The organism is Pseudomonas gingeri, assembly GCF_013385635.1.
Classification (GTDB): Bacteria; Pseudomonadota; Gammaproteobacteria; order Pseudomonadales; family Pseudomonadaceae; genus Aquipseudomonas; species Aquipseudomonas gingeri_A.
This window is the reverse complement of sequence record NZ_JACAPR010000032.1, coordinates 100,261-119,401: the sequence shown is the minus strand read 5'-3', so window position 1 is coordinate 119,401 and position 19,141 is coordinate 100,261. Positions and strand designations below refer to the sequence as shown.

Here is a 19,141-nt window from a genome sequence, read left to right as displayed (position 1 = left end):
CCGTTTGCAGGTAGCCCGCCAGCATCACCGATCCTCAGGTCGCATCGGCGTGACTGACCCGCCCCTTGATCAATACTCCCGCCGTCGCCAAGGCCGCCGGTACTACCAGCACCGTCAGCACCTGCTCGAAGTTCCAGCCCATGCCCAACAAGGTAGCGCCCATCCAGGCGCCGAGGATCGCACCGAAACGGCCGATTCCCAGCATCCAGGAAACACCGGTGGCCCGTCCCTGGGTCGGATAGAAACGCGCCGCCAGCGACGGCATCGCCGACTGCGCACCGTTCACGCACATGCCTGCCGCCAATACCAGGGTCCCGAGCAAGGCGATATGGCCCAGGCTCTGGCCGACCGCGTAGGCAAAGATCCCGGCCAGCAGGTAGAAACTGCCGATCACCTTGTGCGGGTTGAACCGGTCCATTGCCCAACCGACGCCCACCGCGCTCAGCACCCCGCCAAACTGGAACAAGGCGCCGATAAAGGCGGCCTGCTCCATGCTCGCGCCGCTGTCACGCATCAGCGTCGGCAGCCAGCTGGTCAGCAGGTAGACGATCACCAGCCCCATGAAATAGATCAGCCACAACAACAGGGTGCCGGCGCTGTAGGTGCCGGAAAAGATCACCGCCAGGACGTTGCGTGCCTTGACCGTCTTCTGCTCCGGAACACTGAAGCTCGCCGCCCCGGCGACCCGTTCGGGAGCGATCGGTGCCAGGGCCTTGCGCACCTTGTCCGTGCCACGGTTGCGTACCACCAGGTAACGCGCCGACTCCGGCAACCAGAGCAGCAATACCACGGCCAGGATCAGCGGCAACAATCCACCGATCAGCAACAGACTGTGCCAGCCGAAAGCCGGGATCAGCTTGGCCGAAACAAAACCGCCGCCGGCCATGCCCAGGTTGAAACCACAGAACATACTGGTCACCAGCAACGACTTGTGACGCTCCGGGGTGTACTCGGACAGCAGCGTGGTGGCGTTCGGCATGCCGGCCCCCAGGCCCAGGCCGGTGAGGAAACGCAGGACCAGTAGTTGGTCGACGTTACTGCTGTAGGCCGAAGCCAGGCTGAAGGCACCGAACAAAAGGACCGCGCCCACCAGTACCACCTTGCGTCCGAAGCGGTCGGCCAGCGGACCGGAACCGAGGGCACCGAAGACCATCCCGATCAGTGCCGCGCTCATGACCGGACCGAGACTGGCGCGGTCGATACCCCAGTCCTGGGACAGCGCCGGGGCGATAAAACCCATGGCCGCGGTGTCCAGGCCATCGAGGAAGACAATCAGGAAACACAGGATCACCACCCGCCACTGGTAACGCGACAGCGGTTGATCATTGATAAAGGACTGCACATCAAGGCAGTGACCGACAGCGGATTGAGGCTGGTTCATTGTTTTTATTTCCACACAAACGCGCAGACGCACAGGCGCTGACCGAGGGCCAGCGGACGTTGAACAGAGCGAATAACGGTCAGGCGAGCCGTTTCAGGGTAAACGACAACCGTGAGAGAGAGATTTTGCAGAGAGGGCTAGCGAAGGGACTGCTCATGGCGGGATGGCCTCGTCATTATTATTGGGCGGTCATCGAGTCGAGGCCCGCGGGCTCGTCGAATCAGGACGCTGCCGCGACATTAATGAGCGACGTAAAACAGCGCAATTCGATAAACGCAACTCTGGGCGGTTATCGAACGGCTTTGCCGCAGTGTCGATCAGTCACCCTGTAGGAGCCTGAGCTGCCAGCGAAGCTTTTGAAGCGGACGCGGAGCGTCCAGAGAGGCATTCCCACGCCGGAGCGTGGGAACGATCAATCAAACCGCTAAAACATTCAGGCAAACAGTTGGGCGCTGAGATCACGACTGGCAGCGAGCATGCTCGGCAAGAAGCGCTGTTCCAGTTCGCTGCGGCTGACGCGCCCGGCATGGGTGCTCACGTTCAAGGCCGCGAGCACCTGGCCCGAGGCGTCATAGACCGGCACGGCAATCGAGCGCAGGCCCTGCTCCAGTTCCTGATCGACGATGCACCAGCCTTGCTGGCGCACCTGCTGCAGGCATTCGAGCAAGGCTTCGGGCGTGTGCAGGGTCCGGCTGGTCTTGGCTTGCAGGTCGGCATGGTCGAGGTATTCCTGCAGCGATGCATCGTCCAGCGCGGCCAGCAGGATCCGCCCCATGGAAGTGCAATAGGCCGGCAGCCGCCCGCCCACGGAAAGATCCACCGAGATCAGCCGCTGGGTCGTGGCCGAACGGGCGATATAGAGGATGTCCTCGCCCTCGAGGGTAGCCATGTTGCAGGCCTCGTGGAGTTGCTCGCTCATGCGGTCCAGATAAGGTTGGGCCGATACCGCCAGCGGCGTCGAGGACAGATAGGCATGGCCCAGGGTCAGGACTTTGGGCAACAGCGAATAGGTACGCCCGTCGGTGGTGGCATAGCCGAGCTTGATCAGCGTGTGCAGGCAACGGCGCACGGCCGCCCGGGGAATTTCCGTGCGATGGCTGATCTGCGCGATGGTCAGGTGTCGCTTGCGCTCCTGGAACGCCTGCACCACCGCCAGGCCCCGGGCCAGCGAGGTCATGAAGTCCGGATCGCCGGTAAAGGCCTGGATCCGCTTGGCGGGCGAGGCGACGATAGGCGGCGCCACGGAGTTGAAGGCAGTGCGCAGTGGGTCGTTCATTCCGGGTCCTTGTTCACGCGGTCAGCGACTATTACAGGCCGACGTCAGCCTGATAGACAAGCGGGCCAGGCCCGACATTGTGCGATTATCGAACGCTCGCCCGATAATCGCAATTGACCCCCGGTGCCCGAAGCTTATAACGTTGTCCTGCCATCAGGTGGTTTTCCGGGATACTGGTCAGGTACCCACCGGAAAATCCACCGGCACGGCCTTACCCACGAAGTGAGGCCGTTTTCCCGACTTGCGGCGAATCGTCTATACATGACATTGCCGCCAATATAGAACAGGTCTTCCATTTGCAATTAGCGCTCACCGCGCAAAACTTGCAGTGATAATTTGCCGCCAAAAAACAGGCAGTATCCGGCCAAGTCCTCAAGTTACAGTTCATAACTCCTACGCAACAAAACCCACGGACAAAGTTGACGGGCCATCCCCTCTTCGCGATAGTATTATTCAAACCGGCAGCTATACTCCCCATACGACATTCGAACCGTCTGGTTCCGTCGTGGCTGCGAGAGCATGGCTCTCAAGCCGGGATTAAACCGTTCCGATACGCCACCGGACTTCATCGAACTCCCGTATTACGTATCGCCGGAAAACCTTATCAACTCAAATTAGGTAACACTGTGACGAAAGACGAACTGCGCGCGGAACTTGAGCGCCAGGAGCAACGTTACAAGGATGTTTACGGCGGGGAAATTACCACCTACGCCGCGCAACCCGAACCAGAACGCAAACCCTGGCGCAAACGAGCCAGCCTCCTGGACCAGGCATTTACCCAGGAACTGCAAAAAATGGAAAAGGAACTCAAAGCCGAAGAGCCTTAGGTGCGGCGGTTTTGAATCGTGTGAGGCTTGCCCTTTGCAGCCGGCTCCTCCTATCCGGACTCCCTCAGGCTTCTGGACGTCAACGGCTTGCGCTACCCGCGCCGAGCCCCGGACCCCGAATACCCCATCGGGCTGAATGACGCCCGGCAGGCCCTCACGCAGAAATTTCGCACATCTGTTTCGGCCGTTCATTTCCTCGCTGAAACCTTGTGTTCATTGAGCATTTCCAACGAAATCAGATGCTTGGCAAACACCCGAAAACCCTTGGGTTTAACGCTTTCCTACATTTTTTTTCATTGAAGAATGTTACCGGTGAGCAGCTAGTGATTCGATTATCGGTCTTTTCTGGCATAATCGCGCCCCCTTACGACCGGGTCACAAAACCTTCATGATCGATTTATTCAGCGGACTGGATGCCTGGGTGCTTGTGAGCCTGCTGCTCGCGCTGGCGTTTGTCCTCAGCTTCGAGTTCATCAACGGCTTTCATGACACCGCCAACGCGGTGGCCACCGTGATCTACACCAAAGCCATGCCGCCTCATCTCGCGGTGTTCTTTTCCGGTGTATTCAACTTCTTCGGCGTATTGCTCGGCGGTGTGGGCGTAGCCTATGCCATCGTGCACCTGCTGCCGGTGGAGTTGCTGATCAACGTCAATACCGGCCATGGCCTGGCCATGGTGTTCTCGCTGCTGGCCGCGGCCATCACCTGGAACCTGGGTACCTGGTACTTCGGCATCCCGGCGTCGAGTTCCCACACCCTGATCGGCTCGATCCTCGGTGTCGGCCTGGCCAACGCCTTGCTCAACGACATCCCGCTGGGCGATGGGGTCAACTGGCAGAAGGCGATCGACATCGGTGCCTCGCTGGTGTTCTCGCCGCTGGCCGGCATGCTGGTCGCCGGCCTGGTGCTGGTGGGCCTGAAGTGGTGGCGTCCGCTGTCGAAGATGCACAAGACCCCGGACCAGCGTCGCAAGATCGACGACAAGAAGCATCCGCCGTTCTGGAACCGCCTGGTACTGGTGATTTCCGCGATGGCCGTGAGTTTCGTGCACGGTTCCAACGATGGCCAGAAAGGTATCGGCCTGATCATGCTGGTGTTGATCGGTATCGTCCCCGCGCAGTTCGTCCTCGACCTGAGCACCACCACCTACCAGATCGAGCGTACCCGTGACGCGACCCTGCACCTGAGCCAGTTCTACCAGCGCAACAACGCCACCCTGAGCGAGTTCCTGGCCCTGGGCAAAAGCGTGCAGGACGACTTGCCAGGCAAGTTCCGCTGCAACCCGCAGCAGACCGAGCCGACCATCGCCGCCCTGCTGAACAACCTCAAGGGTGTAACCGACTACCATTCGCTGTCGCCGGAAAAGCGCATCGAAGTACGTCGTTACCTGCTCTGCCTGGATGACACGGCGAAGAAAGTCGGCAAGTTGCCGGGCCTGGACGCGCGTGAGAAGGCGGACCTGGAGAAGCTGCGCAAGGACCTGACCACCACCACCGAATACGCGCCGTTCTGGGTGATTCTGGCAGTGGCGCTGGCTCTCGGCCTGGGCACCATGGTCGGCTGGAAGCGGGTGGTACTGACTATCGGCGAGAAGATCGGCAAACAGGGCATGACCTATGCCCAGGGCATGTCGGCACAGATCACCACCGCCTGCATGATCGGCCTGGCGAACATCTTTGCCCTGCCGGTCTCGACCACTCACGTGCTGTCGTCGGGTGTCGCTGGCACCATGCTGGCGAACAAGAGCGGCCTGCAGAGCAGCACGATCAAGACCATCCTGTTGGCCTGGGTGCTGACCCTGCCGGCGACCGTGGCGTTGTCCGCCGGGTTGTTCTGGATCGCCTCGAAGATGCTCGGCAGTTGAGTCGTTTACAGTAATGCGGAAAAAGGTGTGATCTTCGGATCGCACCTTTTTTTTGCCCGTTCAAAGGGAAAACGAAGGAAAAAAAAAGGGCGACCGAAGTCGCCCAAAATGCCTTGCGTGCTCGTTCCCTGGAAAGATCTAGGGTTTTTTCCGCTTATGTGAGTCTTTCCAGATAAAAAAACCGAATCCTGCGAAGAACATCACCATGAGGCCAACTGTCAGCACTCCGGCGATTACCACGTTATCGAAAAACATGACTGGCCTCCTGCGCTTGCCCTGTTGCGATAGGGCTAAGTTACCCAAACGGGCGCGGAGGAAAATTGACCGAGGTCAATGCCGCCCGGAACCGGGCGCGGGGAAAGGAAATTAACTGACGTACATCAAGTTTCAGCGCGGTTATCAGCGTTTTTTCGGCTTGTTCTTCGATTTTTTCTTGGCCTTGCCCAAAGGCATCGCCTGTTCGAAGGCCTGGCGAACTTCATTCAGGCGCTTCTCGTTGAGGTCGTGGACGCGTTTGGCCCGCTCGGTATTCAGGTCGATCAACTTGTCGTCTTGGCTCATGATCACTACATCGCTATCCGTCGAATTCAGCCGAAGTCATCCACTTCGACCCGCGCAATGACTTAATAATGCGGGCAAGCGCCAGCGCTGACCAGTCGTGAAGCCGTCTTCTTGCCATTAAAGTGTGTCCGCAACAGCGGTTTCCGCGCAAAATCGCCCATCCGAATGGCTGCCAAGGAGCGTTGACGTGACACTGCACAAGGACCTCCCACCGCTGCTGGCCCTGCGCGCCTTTGAGTCGGTGGCCCGTCACCTGAGCTTTATCAAGGCAGCCGAGGAGTTGTCCGTCAGCCAGAGCGCGGTCAGCCATCAGATCCAGAAGCTGGAGCAGTATCTCGACCAGCGTCTGTTTATTCGCCGCACCCGTGCCATCGACCTCAGCGACGCCGGCCGGCACTATTACCAGCAGATCCGCCCGGCGCTGGAACAGATAGCCGAGGCTACACAGCGATTGCGGGCGCCCGCACCGGGCCGGGTGCTGCGCATCGGCCTGCTCGCCTCCTTCGCTACCCTCTGGCTGGCCTCACGACTGGCCGACTTCATCGGCCGCCATCCGCACATCCAGGTAGCGCTGGAACCGTCCATCCAACTGGCCGATGTCGCCGGCGCCCAGGTTGACCTGGCCATTCGTTATGGCAAGGGCGGCTGGACCAACGTCGATGCCCGGCGCCTGATGACCGAACGCCTGACACCGGTCTGCAGCCCGGCGTTCAAGGCTCGCTCGGTCGCACAGGGCCCACTGCTGATGGCCCAGGCCCGGCAGCCCTTCGAATGGATCGACTGGTCGCGGCACCATCACTTCGACCTGCAGCACTACCCCACGGTCATGCTTCATGACTACAACATCGTCGTCGAAGCCGCCGTGGCCGGCCAGGGCATCGCCATGGGTCGCCAGCGCCTGATCGGGCGCAGGCTCAAGGACGGCTCGCTGGTCCCGGCCTTCGACACACCGACCTTTGAAAGCGAGATCGGCTACTGGCTGATCAAGCCCAATGCCGCCCTTTCCCCGGAGGCCGAGTGCTTCTGTGCCTGGCTGACGGAACAATGCGCTGAGACGGACACATGAGCCAATCAGATACGTCCGATTGAATCTATCCGTTTGTCGGCCCATTGCCCGCCGAGCATGCTGGCATCCTCTTCCAGGAGGTTTCAGCATGACCCATTCCCTGTTCGACCGTGTCAGCCAACTGGGCCTGAGCCTGCCGATGCCCAGCCAGCCCATTGCCAACTACGTGAACCATGTGATCAGCAACAACCAGTTGTTTATCTCCGGGCAGATTCCGTTGCGAGAAGGCAAACCCGCCTATATCGGCCGACTCGGCGATACGCTGGGCGAGGAAGAGGGGGCGAAGGCGGCGGAACTGGCCGCCCTCGGCCTGCTCGCACAATTGGGCCAGGCCATTGATGACGACCTGTCAAAGCTGGTGCGCATCATCCGCCTAGGGGTGTTCGTTGCCGCCGCTCCTGATTTCCAGCGCCAGGGCGTGGTCGCCAATGGTGCTTCCAACCTGCTGGTCAATGCGCTGGGGGAAAAAGGTCGTCACGCCCGCACGGCCGTTGGTGTAGCCAGCCTGCCCAGCGGCGTCGCGGTGGAGATCGACGCGATTTTCGAGCTGCGGCCATGAACGTCGACGTCTCGACCGAGCTGTCTGAAGCGCAAATCAGCCGCCTGCGCGCTGCCACGCCGGGCTGCGCACGCGTGATCCACTTCAATCACGCTGGCGCCTCGCTGCCGAGCCAGGCCACGCTGGATGCCATGAGCCGGCAACTGCAACTCGAAGCAAGCCTCGGCCCGATGGAGGCCGGCGTCCACGGCGCACGCCTGGAGGAACAGGCCCGGCAGGCCGCCGCCCGTCTACTCAATACCCGCGAAGACAGCATCGCCTTCGCCAGCAGTGGCTCCGCCGCCTGGAGCACGGCCTTCGCGGCACTGGGACCCTGGCGCGCCGGCGAGCGGATTCTGGTCGGACGCCATGAATGGGCCGGTAATCTGGCCTGCATGGCCGAAGCCATCAAGGCCGGGGCCCATCTTGAAGTGATCCCTTGCGATGAAACCGGCGCGGTATCGGTGTCGTCCCTGGAACAGATGATCGACGCCCGCGTGCGCCTGATAGCGTTGACCTGGCTGCCGGCCAATGGCGGCCTGATCAATCCGGCCGCGGCCATCGGCGAAGTAGCCCGGCGTCACGGCATTGCCTACTTCATCGATGCCGGCCAGGCCCTTGGGCAGCTGCCTTGCGATGTCCAGGCCCTGGGCTGCGACGTGCTCAAGGGCGCCACGCGCAAATTCCTCCGTGGCCCGCGCGGCACCGCGCTGATGTATGTGCGTCGGGGTTTTCTCGAACAACTGGTACCGCGTCAGCTCGATGTGCTGTCGGCGCCCTGGGATGGCAAGGCGTTCACCCTGCGCAACGATGCCCGGCGCTTTGAAACCAGCGAACGCTCGCTGGTGCTGATGGCCGGCCTGGCCAATGCACTGGAAGAAGCCAATCAGATGGGTATCGGACGCATTCGCCGCCGGATCCAGGCTCTGAGCGACCCGCTGCGCGATGATCTACGCGAGATCCCCGGCCTTGAGCTGCATGACCTGGGGTTGTCCGGGCAACAGTCAGGGCTGATCGCTTTCACCTTGAAGGGTTGGGATGTATTTGCACTGAAGCAGGCACTGGCCGAACGCAACATCAACCTGGGTGCCAACGGCACAGCCTATACGCCGCTGGATATGCAGGCCCGCGATCTGTCGGCCATCGCCCGGATTGCCGTGAGTCATCTCAATACCCGGGAGGAAATCGACCTGCTGCTGCAGGCCTTGCGTCAGTTGGCCAGTGACGGCCCTCAGACCTCGACGTCGACCAGCAGGCCCTGACGCGGCTGTTCTTCCATCAACGCCACCACCGGTACGGTGTTGTCGGCGTTCAACTCGTCGCCCGGCACCGCCAGGTGGCGTTCGGGATCGTCGTCGGCCTCGCGCCGACGCTGCTGCTGTTCCTGCTGGCGCCGCTGTTCTTCACGCAGCAGCCACGCGGCCTCTTCGGGGTCGCGTTTTTGCAGGTCGATGGTGCTTTCGTTGGAGCTTTCCTGAACCGGCACCACGGGCGGGATATCCGGTCGTGGCCGGATTGGGTCCTGTTGGGACGTCACCGGCAGGACGCTCAGGGGTAGCAGCGGTGGCAGCATGATTTTTCTCTCCTGTCGGCAGGCTGTCGGCTGCGGGATCAGCGACTTGAGCCGTCAGTCGCGAAAGTGTGACCCGGTTATCGCTCAAAGGTGCAATACGCCCCGACGAACGTCATCGTGGACTACCGTTAGTCTTGTTCAGCAGTTTTCTTCGACAAGAGTCCCGTCCTTTCAATCAAGACATCAAGAGCCTTTGGCCTGAAAGCGCCGATTCCGTTAAGATAGTCGGCTTTTTCAAGGCGGGAGTCAGGCAGCATGGCGCAGCAGTATCAACCGGGGCAACGCTGGATCAGTGACAGCGAAGCCGAGCTGGGTTTGGGCACCGTTCTGGCACAGGACGGCCGCTTGTTGACCGTGCTCTATCCGGCCACTGGCGACACTCGCCAGTACGCGCTAAGGAATGCGCCTCTCACCCGTGTGCGTTTCTCGCCCGGGGACACCATCACCCACTTCGAAGGCTGGAAGATGACCGTGCGCGAAGTCGACGATGTCGACGGGCTGCTGGTCTACCACGGCCTCAACGCGCAGAACGAAGTCGTCACGCTGCCGGAAACCCAGCTGTCGAACTTCATCCAGTTCCGCCTGGCCAGCGACCGCCTGTTCGCCGGACAGATCGACCCGCTGGCCTGGTTCTCCCTGCGCTATCACACCCTGGAACACACCAGCCGCCAGTTGCAGTCCTCGCTCTGGGGCCTGGGCGGCGTGCGTGCGCAACCCATCGCGCACCAGTTGCACATCGCCCGTGAAGTCGCCGACCGTATCGCGCCACGGGTCCTGCTGGCGGACGAAGTGGGCCTGGGCAAGACCATCGAAGCCGGCCTGGTGATCCACCGCCAGCTGCTCTCCGGCCGCGCCAATCGCGTCCTGATCCTGGTGCCGGAAAACCTCCAGCACCAGTGGCTGGTGGAAATGCGCCGGCGCTTCAACCTGCAGGTCGCGCTGTTCGATGCCGAACGCTTTATCGAAAGCGATGCCACCAACCCCTTCGAAGACACCCAACTGGCCCTGGTGGCCCTGGAATGGCTGGTCGAGGACGAGAAAGCCCAGGATGCGCTGTTCGCCGCCGGCTGGGACCTGATGGTGGTCGACGAAGCGCACCACCTGGTCTGGCATGAAGAGCAAGCGAGCCCGGAATACGCCCTGGTCGAACAGTTGGCCGAAACCATTCCCGGCGTCCTGTTGCTGACCGCCACCCCCGAGCAACTGGGCCAGGACAGCCACTTTGCCCGTCTGCGCCTGCTCGATCCGAACCGTTTCCACGACCTGGCGGCCTTCCGCGCCGAAAGCGAGAACTATCGCCCGGTGGCCGAAGCGGTGCAGGAACTGCTGGACCAGGGTCGCCTGTCCCCGGCGGCGCACAAGACCATCCAGGGTTTCCTCGGTGACGAAGGCGAAGCCCTGCTCACCGCGGTCAACGACGGCGATACCGAAGCCAGTGCCCGCCTGGTCCGCGAACTGCTGGACCGCCATGGCACCGGCCGCGTGCTGTTCCGCAACACCCGTGCCGCCGTGCAGGGTTTCCCGGAACGCAAGCTGCACGCCTATCCGCTGCCGAACCCGGACGAATACCTGGAGCTGCCGCTGGGCGAACATGCCGAGCTGTACCCGGAAGTCAGCTTCCAGTCCCAGCCGGACGCCAGCGACGAAGAGCGCTGGTGGCGCTTCGACCCGCGCGTCGAATGGCTGATCGACCAGCTGAAAATGCTCAAGCGCACCAAGGTCCTGGTGATCTGCGCCCACGCCGAAACCGCCATGGACCTGGAAGACGCCCTGCGCGTACGTTCCGGCATCCCGGCCACGGTGTTCCACGAGGGCATGAATATCCTCGAACGTGACCGTGCCGCGGCGTATTTCGCCGACGAGGAATTCGGTGCCCAGGTACTGATCTGCTCGGAAATCGGCAGTGAAGGTCGCAACTTCCAGTTCTCCCATCACCTGGTGCTGTTCGACCTGCCGTCGCACCCGGACCTGCTGGAACAGCGCATCGGTCGTCTCGACCGGATCGGCCAGAAACACATTATCGAACTGCACGTGCCGTACCTGGAAACCAGCCCGCAAGAGCGCCTGTTCCAGTGGTACCACGAAGCGCTGAACGCTTTCCTCAATACTTGCCCGACCGGCAATGCCCTGCAGCACCAGTTCGGCCCGCGCCTGCTGCCGCTGCTCGAAGGTGGCGACGATGGCGAATGGCAAGCGCTGGTGGACGAAGCCCGGACCGAGCGCGAGCGCCTGGAAGCCGAGCTGCATACCGGTCGCGACCGCCTGCTGGAACTCAACTCCGGTGGCGCCGGCGAAGGCGATGCACTGGTCGAGGCGATCCATGAACAGGACGATCAGTTCGCCCTGCCGATCTACATGGAAACCCTGTTCGACGCTTTTGGCATCGACAGCGAGGACCACTCGGAAAACGCCCTGATCCTCAAGCCGAGCGAGAAGATGCTCGACGCCAGCTTCCCGCTGGGCGACGACGAAGGCGTGACCATCACCTACGACCGCAACCAGGCGCTGTCGCGCGAAGACATGCAGTTCATCACCTGGGAACACCCGATGGTGCAGGGCGGCATGGACCTGGTGCTGTCCGGCTCGATGGGCAACACCGCCGTGGCGCTGATCAAGAACAAGGCGCTGAAACCGGGCACCGTGTTGCTGGAGCTGCTGTATGTCAGCGAAGTGGTCGCGCCGCGCTCGCTGCAATTGGGCCGCTACCTGCCACCGGCCGCCCTGCGCTGCCTGCTGGATGCCAATGGCAACGACCTGTCGACCCGCGTCGCCTTCGAAACCCTGAACGACCAGCTGGAAAGCGTGCCACGGGCCAGCGCCAACAAGTTCATCCAGGCCCAGCGCGACAGCCTGACGCCGAAGATCAACGCCGGTGAAGCGAAGATCGCCCCACGCCACGCCGAACGCGTGGCCGAAGCGCAACGTCGCCTGGCGGCCGATACCGATGAAGAACTGGCGCGCCTGACCGCGTTGCAGGCGGTCAACCCGACCGTGCGCGACAGCGAGCTGGTGGCGCTGCGTCAGCAACGTGAACAGGGTTTGGCGATGCTTGAAAAAGCCGCGCTGCGCCTGGAAGCGATCCGGGTGCTGGTCGCCGGTTGACCCGCTGGTTGGCAGATGATCGTTCCCACGCTCCGCGTGGGAATGCAGCCCGTGACGCTCTACGTCACAACAACGGACGCGGAGCGTCCAGTGAGGCATTCCCACGCTGGAGCGTGGGAACGATCTACTGTAGGAGCCGGGCTTGCCCGCGAAGCAGGCGACCCGGTTTCAAACCGCCACGGGCGCGGCCCCCGGCTCATCCGCCGCCATCCCCTCGCGCATGCGCTGCGCATCCTTGCTGAAACACCGTGCCGCCTGGAACAGGAACAGCAAGGTCAGCAACAACGCCCCTGGAATCAGGTACATCGCGTCATGCAGGCCTACCGCCTTGAACGCCTCGGTCATCTGCTGCGCGCCCGCCGCCAGCATCGCCGCATGAGCGAAATGATCGGACAGCAGCCCGACCACCACCGGCCCCAGGCCCCCACCCAACAGATACAACCCCGCGAAATACACCGCCATCGCCGTTGCCCGCAGCCGTGGTTCGACCACATCCTGGATCGCGGTATAGACACAGGTGTAGAAGTTGTAGGCAAACAGCCAGCCGACGCTGAACACCGCCACGAACACGCCGATCTCGACCCGCCCGGCATGCAGCGCCCAGGCGGTGGTCAGGGTCGAGATCACCAGGCTCCCGGCCGCGAACAACAGGCGGCCGTTGGCGACACGCTGGTGGATCTTGTCCGCCACCCAGCCGCCCAGGGTCAGCCCGAACAGGCCGGTCACCCCGACAATCACGCCGGTGGCCACCGCCGCCTCCTGCAACGGCATCAGGAAATAACGCTGCAGCATCGGTACCAGGAACGAGTTGCAGGCATAGGTGGCGAAGTTGAAGGTCAACCCGGCCAGGACCAGCCAGAGAAAGGTCGGGATCGCCATCAGGCGCCGCACCGGACGCTCGATCCGCTCCTGGGAAACCTGCACGGTTTCCGCCGCGCCGCGCTTCGGTTCCTTGATGAAGAACATGAATACGGCCAGGAGCAATCCCGGTACTGCCGCGATAAAGAACGGCGCCCGCCAGCTGTCGAAGGCCTTGACCATCGCGCCGATGGTAAAGAACGCCAGCAACAGCCCCAGCGGCAGGCCGAGCATGAAGATCCCCATGGCCCTGGCGCGCCGGTGCGCCGGGAACAGGTCGCCGATCAGCGAGTTGGCCGCCGGGGCATAGCTGGCTTCACCGATCCCCACGCCCATGCGCACCAGCAGGAAGGTCCAGAAGCTGCCCACCAGGCCATTGACCGCCGTCAGTCCGCTCCACACCGCCAGGCCCCAGCCCATCAGTTTGCTGCGCGAGCCGTTGTCGGCCATGCGCCCCAGGGGCAGGCCGGCAATGGCATAGACGATCGTGAAGGCGGTACCGATGATGCCGATCTGGAAATCGCTCAGGTGCCATTCCATGCGGATCGGCTCGATGATGATCGCCGGAATGGTCCGATCGAAGAAGTTGAACAGGTTGGCGAGGAACAGCAGGAACAGAATGCGCCAGGCATTCGCCGCTTGGGTCGAGTTCTGCATGGGTCCGTCTCTTTATTGTTATAAGGGCGTCAATGCCAGGCCCGGAGTCCTCAATCTAGTCAGCGCGATCGCGTCTGTCTGCCACCATTCGCGGCGCTGATACCGGGCAATGGAGGCCCTGCTCCGGGCCTCGAAAAATACTTGTAATCCCCCCTTACAAAGCCGTGGACGAAGCCTAGAATGGCGACGGATTCCCCCTCCCTCCTTCCTCCGTTGGCCTTCCATGCCTGATGCTAATCCGTGTCTGAATTGCGGTGCCTGCTGTGCCTATTTCCGCGTGTCGTTCTACTGGGGTGAATGCATCTCGGGCGGCGGCCTGGTGCCCGACGAACTGGTCACCCAGATCAGCCCGAGCCGCGTCGCCATGCTCGGCACCGAAGCGTGCAACCCGCGCTGCACGGCACTCAGGGGCGAAGTCGGGGAGCAGGTCAGTTGCTCGATCTATCATGAGCGCTCCAGCACCTGCCGTGAATTCGAAGCCGCCTGGGTCAATGACGAACCCAACGACCACTGCGACGCCGCCCGGGCCGCCTTCGGCCTGACGCCCCTGGAGCCCGAACAGAAAGCCGCCTTAGTACCAATCGCTATTTAGCTCATTGCCAAATCATTGGCAGCACTCTGCCATTAGCGCTTGCAGCCATGAGTGACACTCTATACTCCAATGCGTTGGTCGATGCTTGAAGCGTCGGCTGTCCAACGCGTCTGTATAGGGCATGCTATGGAATGGCAGGGTTTGCATTTTGTTAACGGGCTTCCCGACAGTGGGCAACTACTGCTCAACTGCAGCCATAATCCGTTACTGGTCATGCTGGCCTATCTGGTCGCCTGCGCAGCAAGCTTCGCCACGCTGGACATGGCCGAACGCGTCGGCCATGTGGAGAAACCGGCACAACAACGGCTCTGGCGCTGGATCGGTACCTGCTGCCTGGCAGGCGGGATCTGGACCATGCACTTCATCAGCATGCTGGCGTTCCAGACGCCCATCGAAGTGCACTACGACCTGCCCACCACCCTGGCTTCGCTGTTGATCGCCCTGTTCGCCTCGTTCCTCGCCATGCACACCCTCGGCCGTTCCGAACTGCGCCCCTCGCAGACATTGCGGGCCGCCGTGTTCATGGGCCTGGGCATCGCCGCCATGCATTACGTCGGCATGTCCGCCATGCGTTCGAGCGCGGTGCAGTACTACCAACCGGGCCTGGTCGGCCTGTCGGTAGCGATTGCCATCGGCGCCAGTCTCGCCGCGCTGTTGCTGGCCCGGCATTTCACCAACGGCAGCGGCATGTGGCATCAGTTGCTCAAGTACACCGCCAGCCTGGTCATGGGTGCCGGTATCGTCAGCATGCACTTCACCGGCATGTGGTCACTGCACCTGATGCTGCCCGCAGGCAGCGTCCTGCCCGCCGCCGTGGAAAACAACCACCTGCAACTGGGCCTGACCATCGCCCTGATTGCCCTGCTGATCATCGGCAGCAGCATCAGCGCAGCCCTGGCGGACAAGAAACTGCAGAACAAGGAGCACGACCTGCGCCGGGTCAACGCCCTGCTCAGCCAACTGGACCAGGCCCGCATGTCCCTGGCCCAGGTGGCTCACTACGATGCCCTGACCAACCTGATCAACCGTCGCGGCTTCAACCAGATCTTCGCCGAGAAGCTGATCGAGCGCAGCAGCAACGGCGGCATGCTGGCGGTGATGTTCCTCGATATCGACCATTTCAAGCGGATCAACGACAGCCTCGGTCACGACGCCGGCGACGAGTTGCTCAAGGTCATCGCCGGGCATATCAAGGCCGCCACCCGCAGTCATGACGACGTGGTCGCGCGCTTTGGCGGCGACGAATTCTGCATCCTGATCAGCCTGCACAACCGTGACGAGGCGCGGCACATGGCCCAGCGCATCATGCAGAAGATGAAGGAGCCCATCGAACTGGCCGGCCGACGCATGGTGATGACCACCAGCATCGGCATCAGCGTCTTCCCGGAAGATGGCAAATCCTGCGAAGAACTGCTGAAAAACGCCGACCTGGCGCTATACCAATCCAAGGGTGCGGGGCGCAACAGCCTGCATTTCTTCAGTTCCAACCTGAAAACCCGCGCCACCCTGGAGTTGCAACTGGAGGAAGAGTTGCGCCAGGCCCTGCGCGAGGGCAACGAGTTGCAGCTGTTCTACCAGCCGATCTATGAAGTGAAGACCGGCCAGGTCGCCAAGCTCGAAGCCCTGGTACGCTGGCAACATCCCCAGCATGGGCTGCTGTCGCCGGATCGTTTCATCGGTATCGCCGAAGCCAACGGCTTGATCGCCGAGCTGGACAACTGGGTATTGCGCAAGGCCTGTCAGGACCTGGCAAGCCTCTCCGAGCAGGGTTGCGACGAACTGAAAATCGCCGTGAACTGCTCGGCGCTGAACCTGGCTCGCGAAGAGCTCGCCGATGAAATCGAAAGCGCACTGCACGCCGCCGGCGTTCCCCCCGCCCGACTGGAACTGGAGGTCACCGAAAACGCCCTGATGGGCAACATCGCCAACACCCTGCAACTGCTGCGACAGATCCGCACCCTCGGCGTCTCGTTGTCCATCGACGACTTCGGCACCGGCTATTCATCCCTGGCCTACCTCAAGCGCCTGCCGCTCAACACCCTGAAGATCGACCGTTCGTTCATCCTCGACATTCCCAAGTCGACCCAGGATATGGAGATCGTCCAGGCGATCATCGTCATGGCCCACACCCTGCATTTGCAGGTGGTCACCGAGGGCGTCGAGACGCCGCAGCAATACGACTTCCTGGCCCAGTACAATTGCGACTACGTCCAGGGCTACCTGCTCAGCCGGCCGGTGCCACTGGAAGAGCTGCAACCGGTACTCAGGCAGCTCAACCAGCGCCGACAACACAGCCCCGCGCCCTTCACTCCGGTGACCACGGCTCGCGACACATTTGCCGACCCCCCTTGCGCCCATGCCGGCGTATCAACCGTGCGCCCTATTCGTTGACAGACATTCGTTGACGGCGTCCACGGCCCGACAGGCCGTGACTGACGACGCCCGGGGAAGGTAGTACAAAATTCACAAAAAGTTCCCCGTCAATTAAAGAACGCCAATTATTGGCCGATTCAACGGTATTCAAGCAAGGATTGCCCCTAGGTGAGCCTAGGGCAAAACCCTATCGCTCAAGCCAAAATCGCGCGGTAAAGTCGCGATCTCTCACTCCGTGATGGCGCGTTGACATCCTCTCGACCGCCCAACCAGACCAGGTATATGGCGCACAATGACCTCTAAAAACAACCCGGCCAACCCAGTATCCGATCTGATGTTGCCCACGGTCGCGGAAAAACCCTACAAGGCCTATTCCCCGCCGCGTCCACTGGCGACGCAGCAGTACCTTTATTTCACCGAAACCAATACGGATCGTATTCTCGATAACCTCGACGGTCTGCGCGACATGGTCTTCCCGCGTTCGCCGCACCTGGAAGGTGAAAACGAGGCGCGCCGCGAACAGGAATTCCCCTCGGTCTGCCTGATCGGCCTGGGCCGCTGCGGCTCGAACATTGCGCTGGACGTCGCCGAACTGGTGTACAACGCCCGCAAGTTCTACCTCAACGAGTTCAACAACGACGACAAATCCACCGACAAGGGCTATCGCCCCGCCCAGTGGATCCGCAACAACCTGCGCCTGGTGCAGAACAAGTCCGCCAAGCCGGTGTTCCTGGTCGAACCGCTGGTGATGCTCGGCGACCTGGACAAGGACATCGCCGGACGTATCCGCTTCTCCCGCAAGGGCGAGAAAAGCGGCTTTATCCGCGATTACAGCAAGATGAAAATCATGGACCTGTCGGAAGTCCATGCCGGTGGTGCAGGTAACGCGCCGATCCTCGGCCAGTACCTGGCCAAGATCATCCTGAACAAGGACACCCAGCGTTTCTCCAGCCCCGACTGGAAAATGATCCATTCGTACCTGATCGATTCCTGCGGCATCAAGGCCAACCAGTCGCGCCTGTACTTCTCGATCTTCAGTGCCGGCGGCGGTACCGGTTCGGGCATGGCCTCGGAGTTCGGACTGGCCCAGCAGTACTCGTACATGAACAAGACGTTCGACACCAAGCCGATGGACGAGCACGACAGCAAGAGCGGTCACTCCTTCGTCTTCGAGCCGATCTTCACCAGCGGCATCTGCGTACTGCCGAACATTTCCGATCATCGCAGCGAAATGTCCGAGGCCCTGCATATCAACGCTGGTCGCCTGCTCTGCAAGTACCTCTCCGAAGAATGGGACTTCTCGTACAACTTCGACAACGAAGACAGCAGCGAAGCCAGCGTCATGGGCCGCATCCGCCCATGGAACGCGATGATGCTGATCTCCAACGACATCATGCGGTACGCCGAAGAGAACGATGACGGCAATATCCAGAACATCGATGTCAACGCCATGGAGAAGCACGCCAACCAGTACATCTCCCAGCAGATCTTCAACATTCTCACCGCCCAGGCAGTGACCACCGACTACGACCAGAACTATTTCCGGCGTGCCGGCATCGACATCGGCGAGACCATCCGCCTTGATGCCAACGACCTGTTCATGAGCCTGGCCGGTCCGGTGGCGATTGCCTATGCCGAGTCCGTGGTACCGGAACAGCCGGCGCCAAGCAGCGATAAATTCAAAGTGTTCGAGAAAGAACCGCAGCGCCTGAACATCGACGACCTGTTCTTCCGTTCCATCGACCTGCCGCACTTCAACAAGGTCACCCAGGCGATCGAAGGCATCAGTCTGCTGCCGATCGAGTCCAAGCGCTACCGCGCGGCCCTGGAGCAGTACAAGGCCTCGGGTTATGACGCCGCGGCCCTGCACGACCTGCACTTCTTCAAGAACTGCTCGTCGGTGGTGTCGATCGTCTCGCTGCCCAAGGACTACAAACTGTCCTACATGGACCTGAACCGGCTCAAGACCCATCTCAACAGCCTGTTCCCCAACACCACGCTCAAGCGCTACGCGCTGGTGATCGGCGCTTCGGCCAACCTGTCGCTGACCACCCTGATCGCCAAGAGTCCGTGCCTGTCGGACGACTTCCTGACCCTGATCGTGGCGTTCATCAAGCGTTGCTTCGCTCGCAACCCGTACCGTTTCGACGATACGCTGGACAACTCGATGCTGGACTTCATCACCCGGGACGAGTTCGACGAAGGGCATATCGACGATCTGCTCAACGAGTTCGAGAACCCGGCGAAGATCCTCGATACCAACTGGTATGCAATCAAGCCGATGTACGAGAAGAAGTACCGCGAACTGATCAACGACAAGGACAAGTTCGTCTCGATCAACGATATCCGCCTGTCCCGCGATTGCGTGAAGAAGGCCATCAAGTACTTGCGCGAGATCTATCGTCATCGCATCGGCAAGACCCGGGTCATTTCGTTGAACAACCACACGGGCAAGACCGAGTATTGAGCAGAG

At 61.5% G+C, this 19,141-nt stretch carries 15 protein-coding genes; 9 read left to right on the top strand and 6 right to left on the bottom strand.

All coding sequences use genetic code 11. The features are described from left to right. Window positions 1-34: 34 nt before the first annotated feature. Window positions 35-1,381, bottom strand: coding sequence for a 4-hydroxybenzoate transporter PcaK (pcaK, locus tag HX851_RS31190; protein ID WP_177066502.1), 1,347 nt, complete (start codon window positions 1,379-1,381; stop codon window positions 35-37). A 433-nt stretch (window positions 1,382-1,814) separates the two neighbouring features. After that, window positions 1,815-2,657: a pca regulon transcriptional regulator PcaR gene (gene pcaR / locus HX851_RS31185; RefSeq protein ID WP_177063425.1), complete on the bottom strand. Its 843-nt coding sequence runs from the start codon at window positions 2,655-2,657 to the stop codon at window positions 1,815-1,817. 626 nt (window positions 2,658-3,283) lie between these two features. Here pcaR and HX851_RS31180 point away from each other — a divergent pair. Both HX851_RS31180 and HX851_RS31175 read left to right on the top strand, forming a co-directional pair. Further along, a complete protein-coding gene (locus tag HX851_RS31180) occupies window positions 3,284-3,484 on the top strand; it encodes a hypothetical protein (protein WP_083875411.1) in 201 nt (66 codons plus the stop codon). Window positions 3,485-3,872: 388 nt separating this feature from the next. Next, on the top strand, window positions 3,873-5,348 hold the full coding sequence (locus tag HX851_RS31175) for an inorganic phosphate transporter (protein ID WP_017127682.1): 1,476 nt from the start codon (window positions 3,873-3,875) through the stop codon (window positions 5,346-5,348). A gap of 138 nt (window positions 5,349-5,486) precedes the next feature. Here HX851_RS31175 and ccoM read toward each other — a convergent pair whose 3' ends face one another. Both ccoM and HX851_RS31170 read right to left on the bottom strand, forming a co-directional pair. After that, window positions 5,487-5,603, bottom strand: coding sequence for a cytochrome c oxidase subunit CcoM (gene ccoM / locus HX851_RS45315; RefSeq protein WP_017127681.1), 117 nt, complete (start codon window positions 5,601-5,603; stop codon window positions 5,487-5,489). Window positions 5,604-5,747: 144 nt separating this feature from the next. Beyond that, a complete protein-coding gene (locus HX851_RS31170) occupies window positions 5,748-5,909 on the bottom strand; it encodes a hypothetical protein (RefSeq protein ID WP_177063424.1) in 162 nt (53 codons plus the stop codon). 187 nt (window positions 5,910-6,096) lie between these two features. Here HX851_RS31170 and HX851_RS31165 point away from each other — a divergent pair, with 187 nt between their 5' ends. From HX851_RS31165 to HX851_RS31155, 3 genes are all read left to right on the top strand, one after another. Further along, window positions 6,097-6,975, top strand: a complete 879-nt coding sequence (locus tag HX851_RS31165; RefSeq protein WP_177066501.1) for a LysR substrate-binding domain-containing protein — start codon at window positions 6,097-6,099, stop codon at window positions 6,973-6,975. Between the two features lie 88 nt (window positions 6,976-7,063). Beyond that, window positions 7,064-7,534, top strand: a complete 471-nt coding sequence (locus HX851_RS31160) for a RidA family protein (RefSeq protein ID WP_177063422.1) — start codon at window positions 7,064-7,066, stop codon at window positions 7,532-7,534. Further along, on the top strand, window positions 7,531-8,775 hold the full coding sequence (locus HX851_RS31155) for an aminotransferase class V-fold PLP-dependent enzyme (protein WP_177066500.1): 1,245 nt from the start codon (window positions 7,531-7,533) through the stop codon (window positions 8,773-8,775). The genes HX851_RS31160 and HX851_RS31155 overlap by 4 nt, the downstream gene beginning before the upstream one ends. Here the strand turns inward: HX851_RS31155 and HX851_RS31150 are convergent. Further along, window positions 8,745-9,086, bottom strand: coding sequence for an aspartate-semialdehyde dehydrogenase (locus tag HX851_RS31150; protein WP_177063420.1), 342 nt, complete (start codon window positions 9,084-9,086; stop codon window positions 8,745-8,747). The two genes, HX851_RS31155 and HX851_RS31150, sit on opposite strands and share 31 nt — an antisense overlap. 255 nt (window positions 9,087-9,341) lie before the next feature. Between HX851_RS31150 and rapA the strand changes: the two genes are divergently transcribed. Continuing rightward, window positions 9,342-12,188, top strand: a complete 2,847-nt coding sequence (gene rapA / locus HX851_RS31145; RefSeq protein WP_177063419.1) for an RNA polymerase-associated protein RapA — start codon at window positions 9,342-9,344, stop codon at window positions 12,186-12,188. A 168-nt stretch (window positions 12,189-12,356) separates the two neighbouring features. Here the strand turns inward: rapA and HX851_RS31140 are convergent, their stop codons facing one another. Then, window positions 12,357-13,703: a spinster family MFS transporter gene (locus tag HX851_RS31140; protein WP_177063418.1), complete on the bottom strand. Its 1,347-nt coding sequence runs from the start codon at window positions 13,701-13,703 to the stop codon at window positions 12,357-12,359. 223 nt (window positions 13,704-13,926) lie between these two features. On the opposite strand from HX851_RS31140, the gene HX851_RS31135 reads away from it, so the two are divergent. The 3 genes from HX851_RS31135 to HX851_RS31125 all read left to right on the top strand — a co-directional run bounded on the left by HX851_RS31135 (window position 13,927) and on the right by HX851_RS31125 (window position 19,135). Then, window positions 13,927-14,295 carry a YkgJ family cysteine cluster protein gene (locus HX851_RS31135; RefSeq protein WP_177066499.1) on the top strand — a complete coding sequence of 123 codons (369 nt, stop codon included), beginning with the start codon at window positions 13,927-13,929 and terminating at the stop codon, window positions 14,293-14,295. 126 nt (window positions 14,296-14,421) lie between these two features. Further along, complete coding sequence (locus HX851_RS31130; protein WP_177066498.1) at window positions 14,422-16,686, top strand: putative bifunctional diguanylate cyclase/phosphodiesterase; 2,265 nt, start codon at window positions 14,422-14,424, stop codon at window positions 16,684-16,686. Between the two features lie 274 nt (window positions 16,687-16,960). Further along, a complete protein-coding gene (locus HX851_RS31125) occupies window positions 16,961-19,135 on the top strand; it encodes a hypothetical protein (protein ID WP_177063415.1) in 2,175 nt (724 codons plus the stop codon). Window positions 19,136-19,141: the final 6 nt, after the last annotated feature.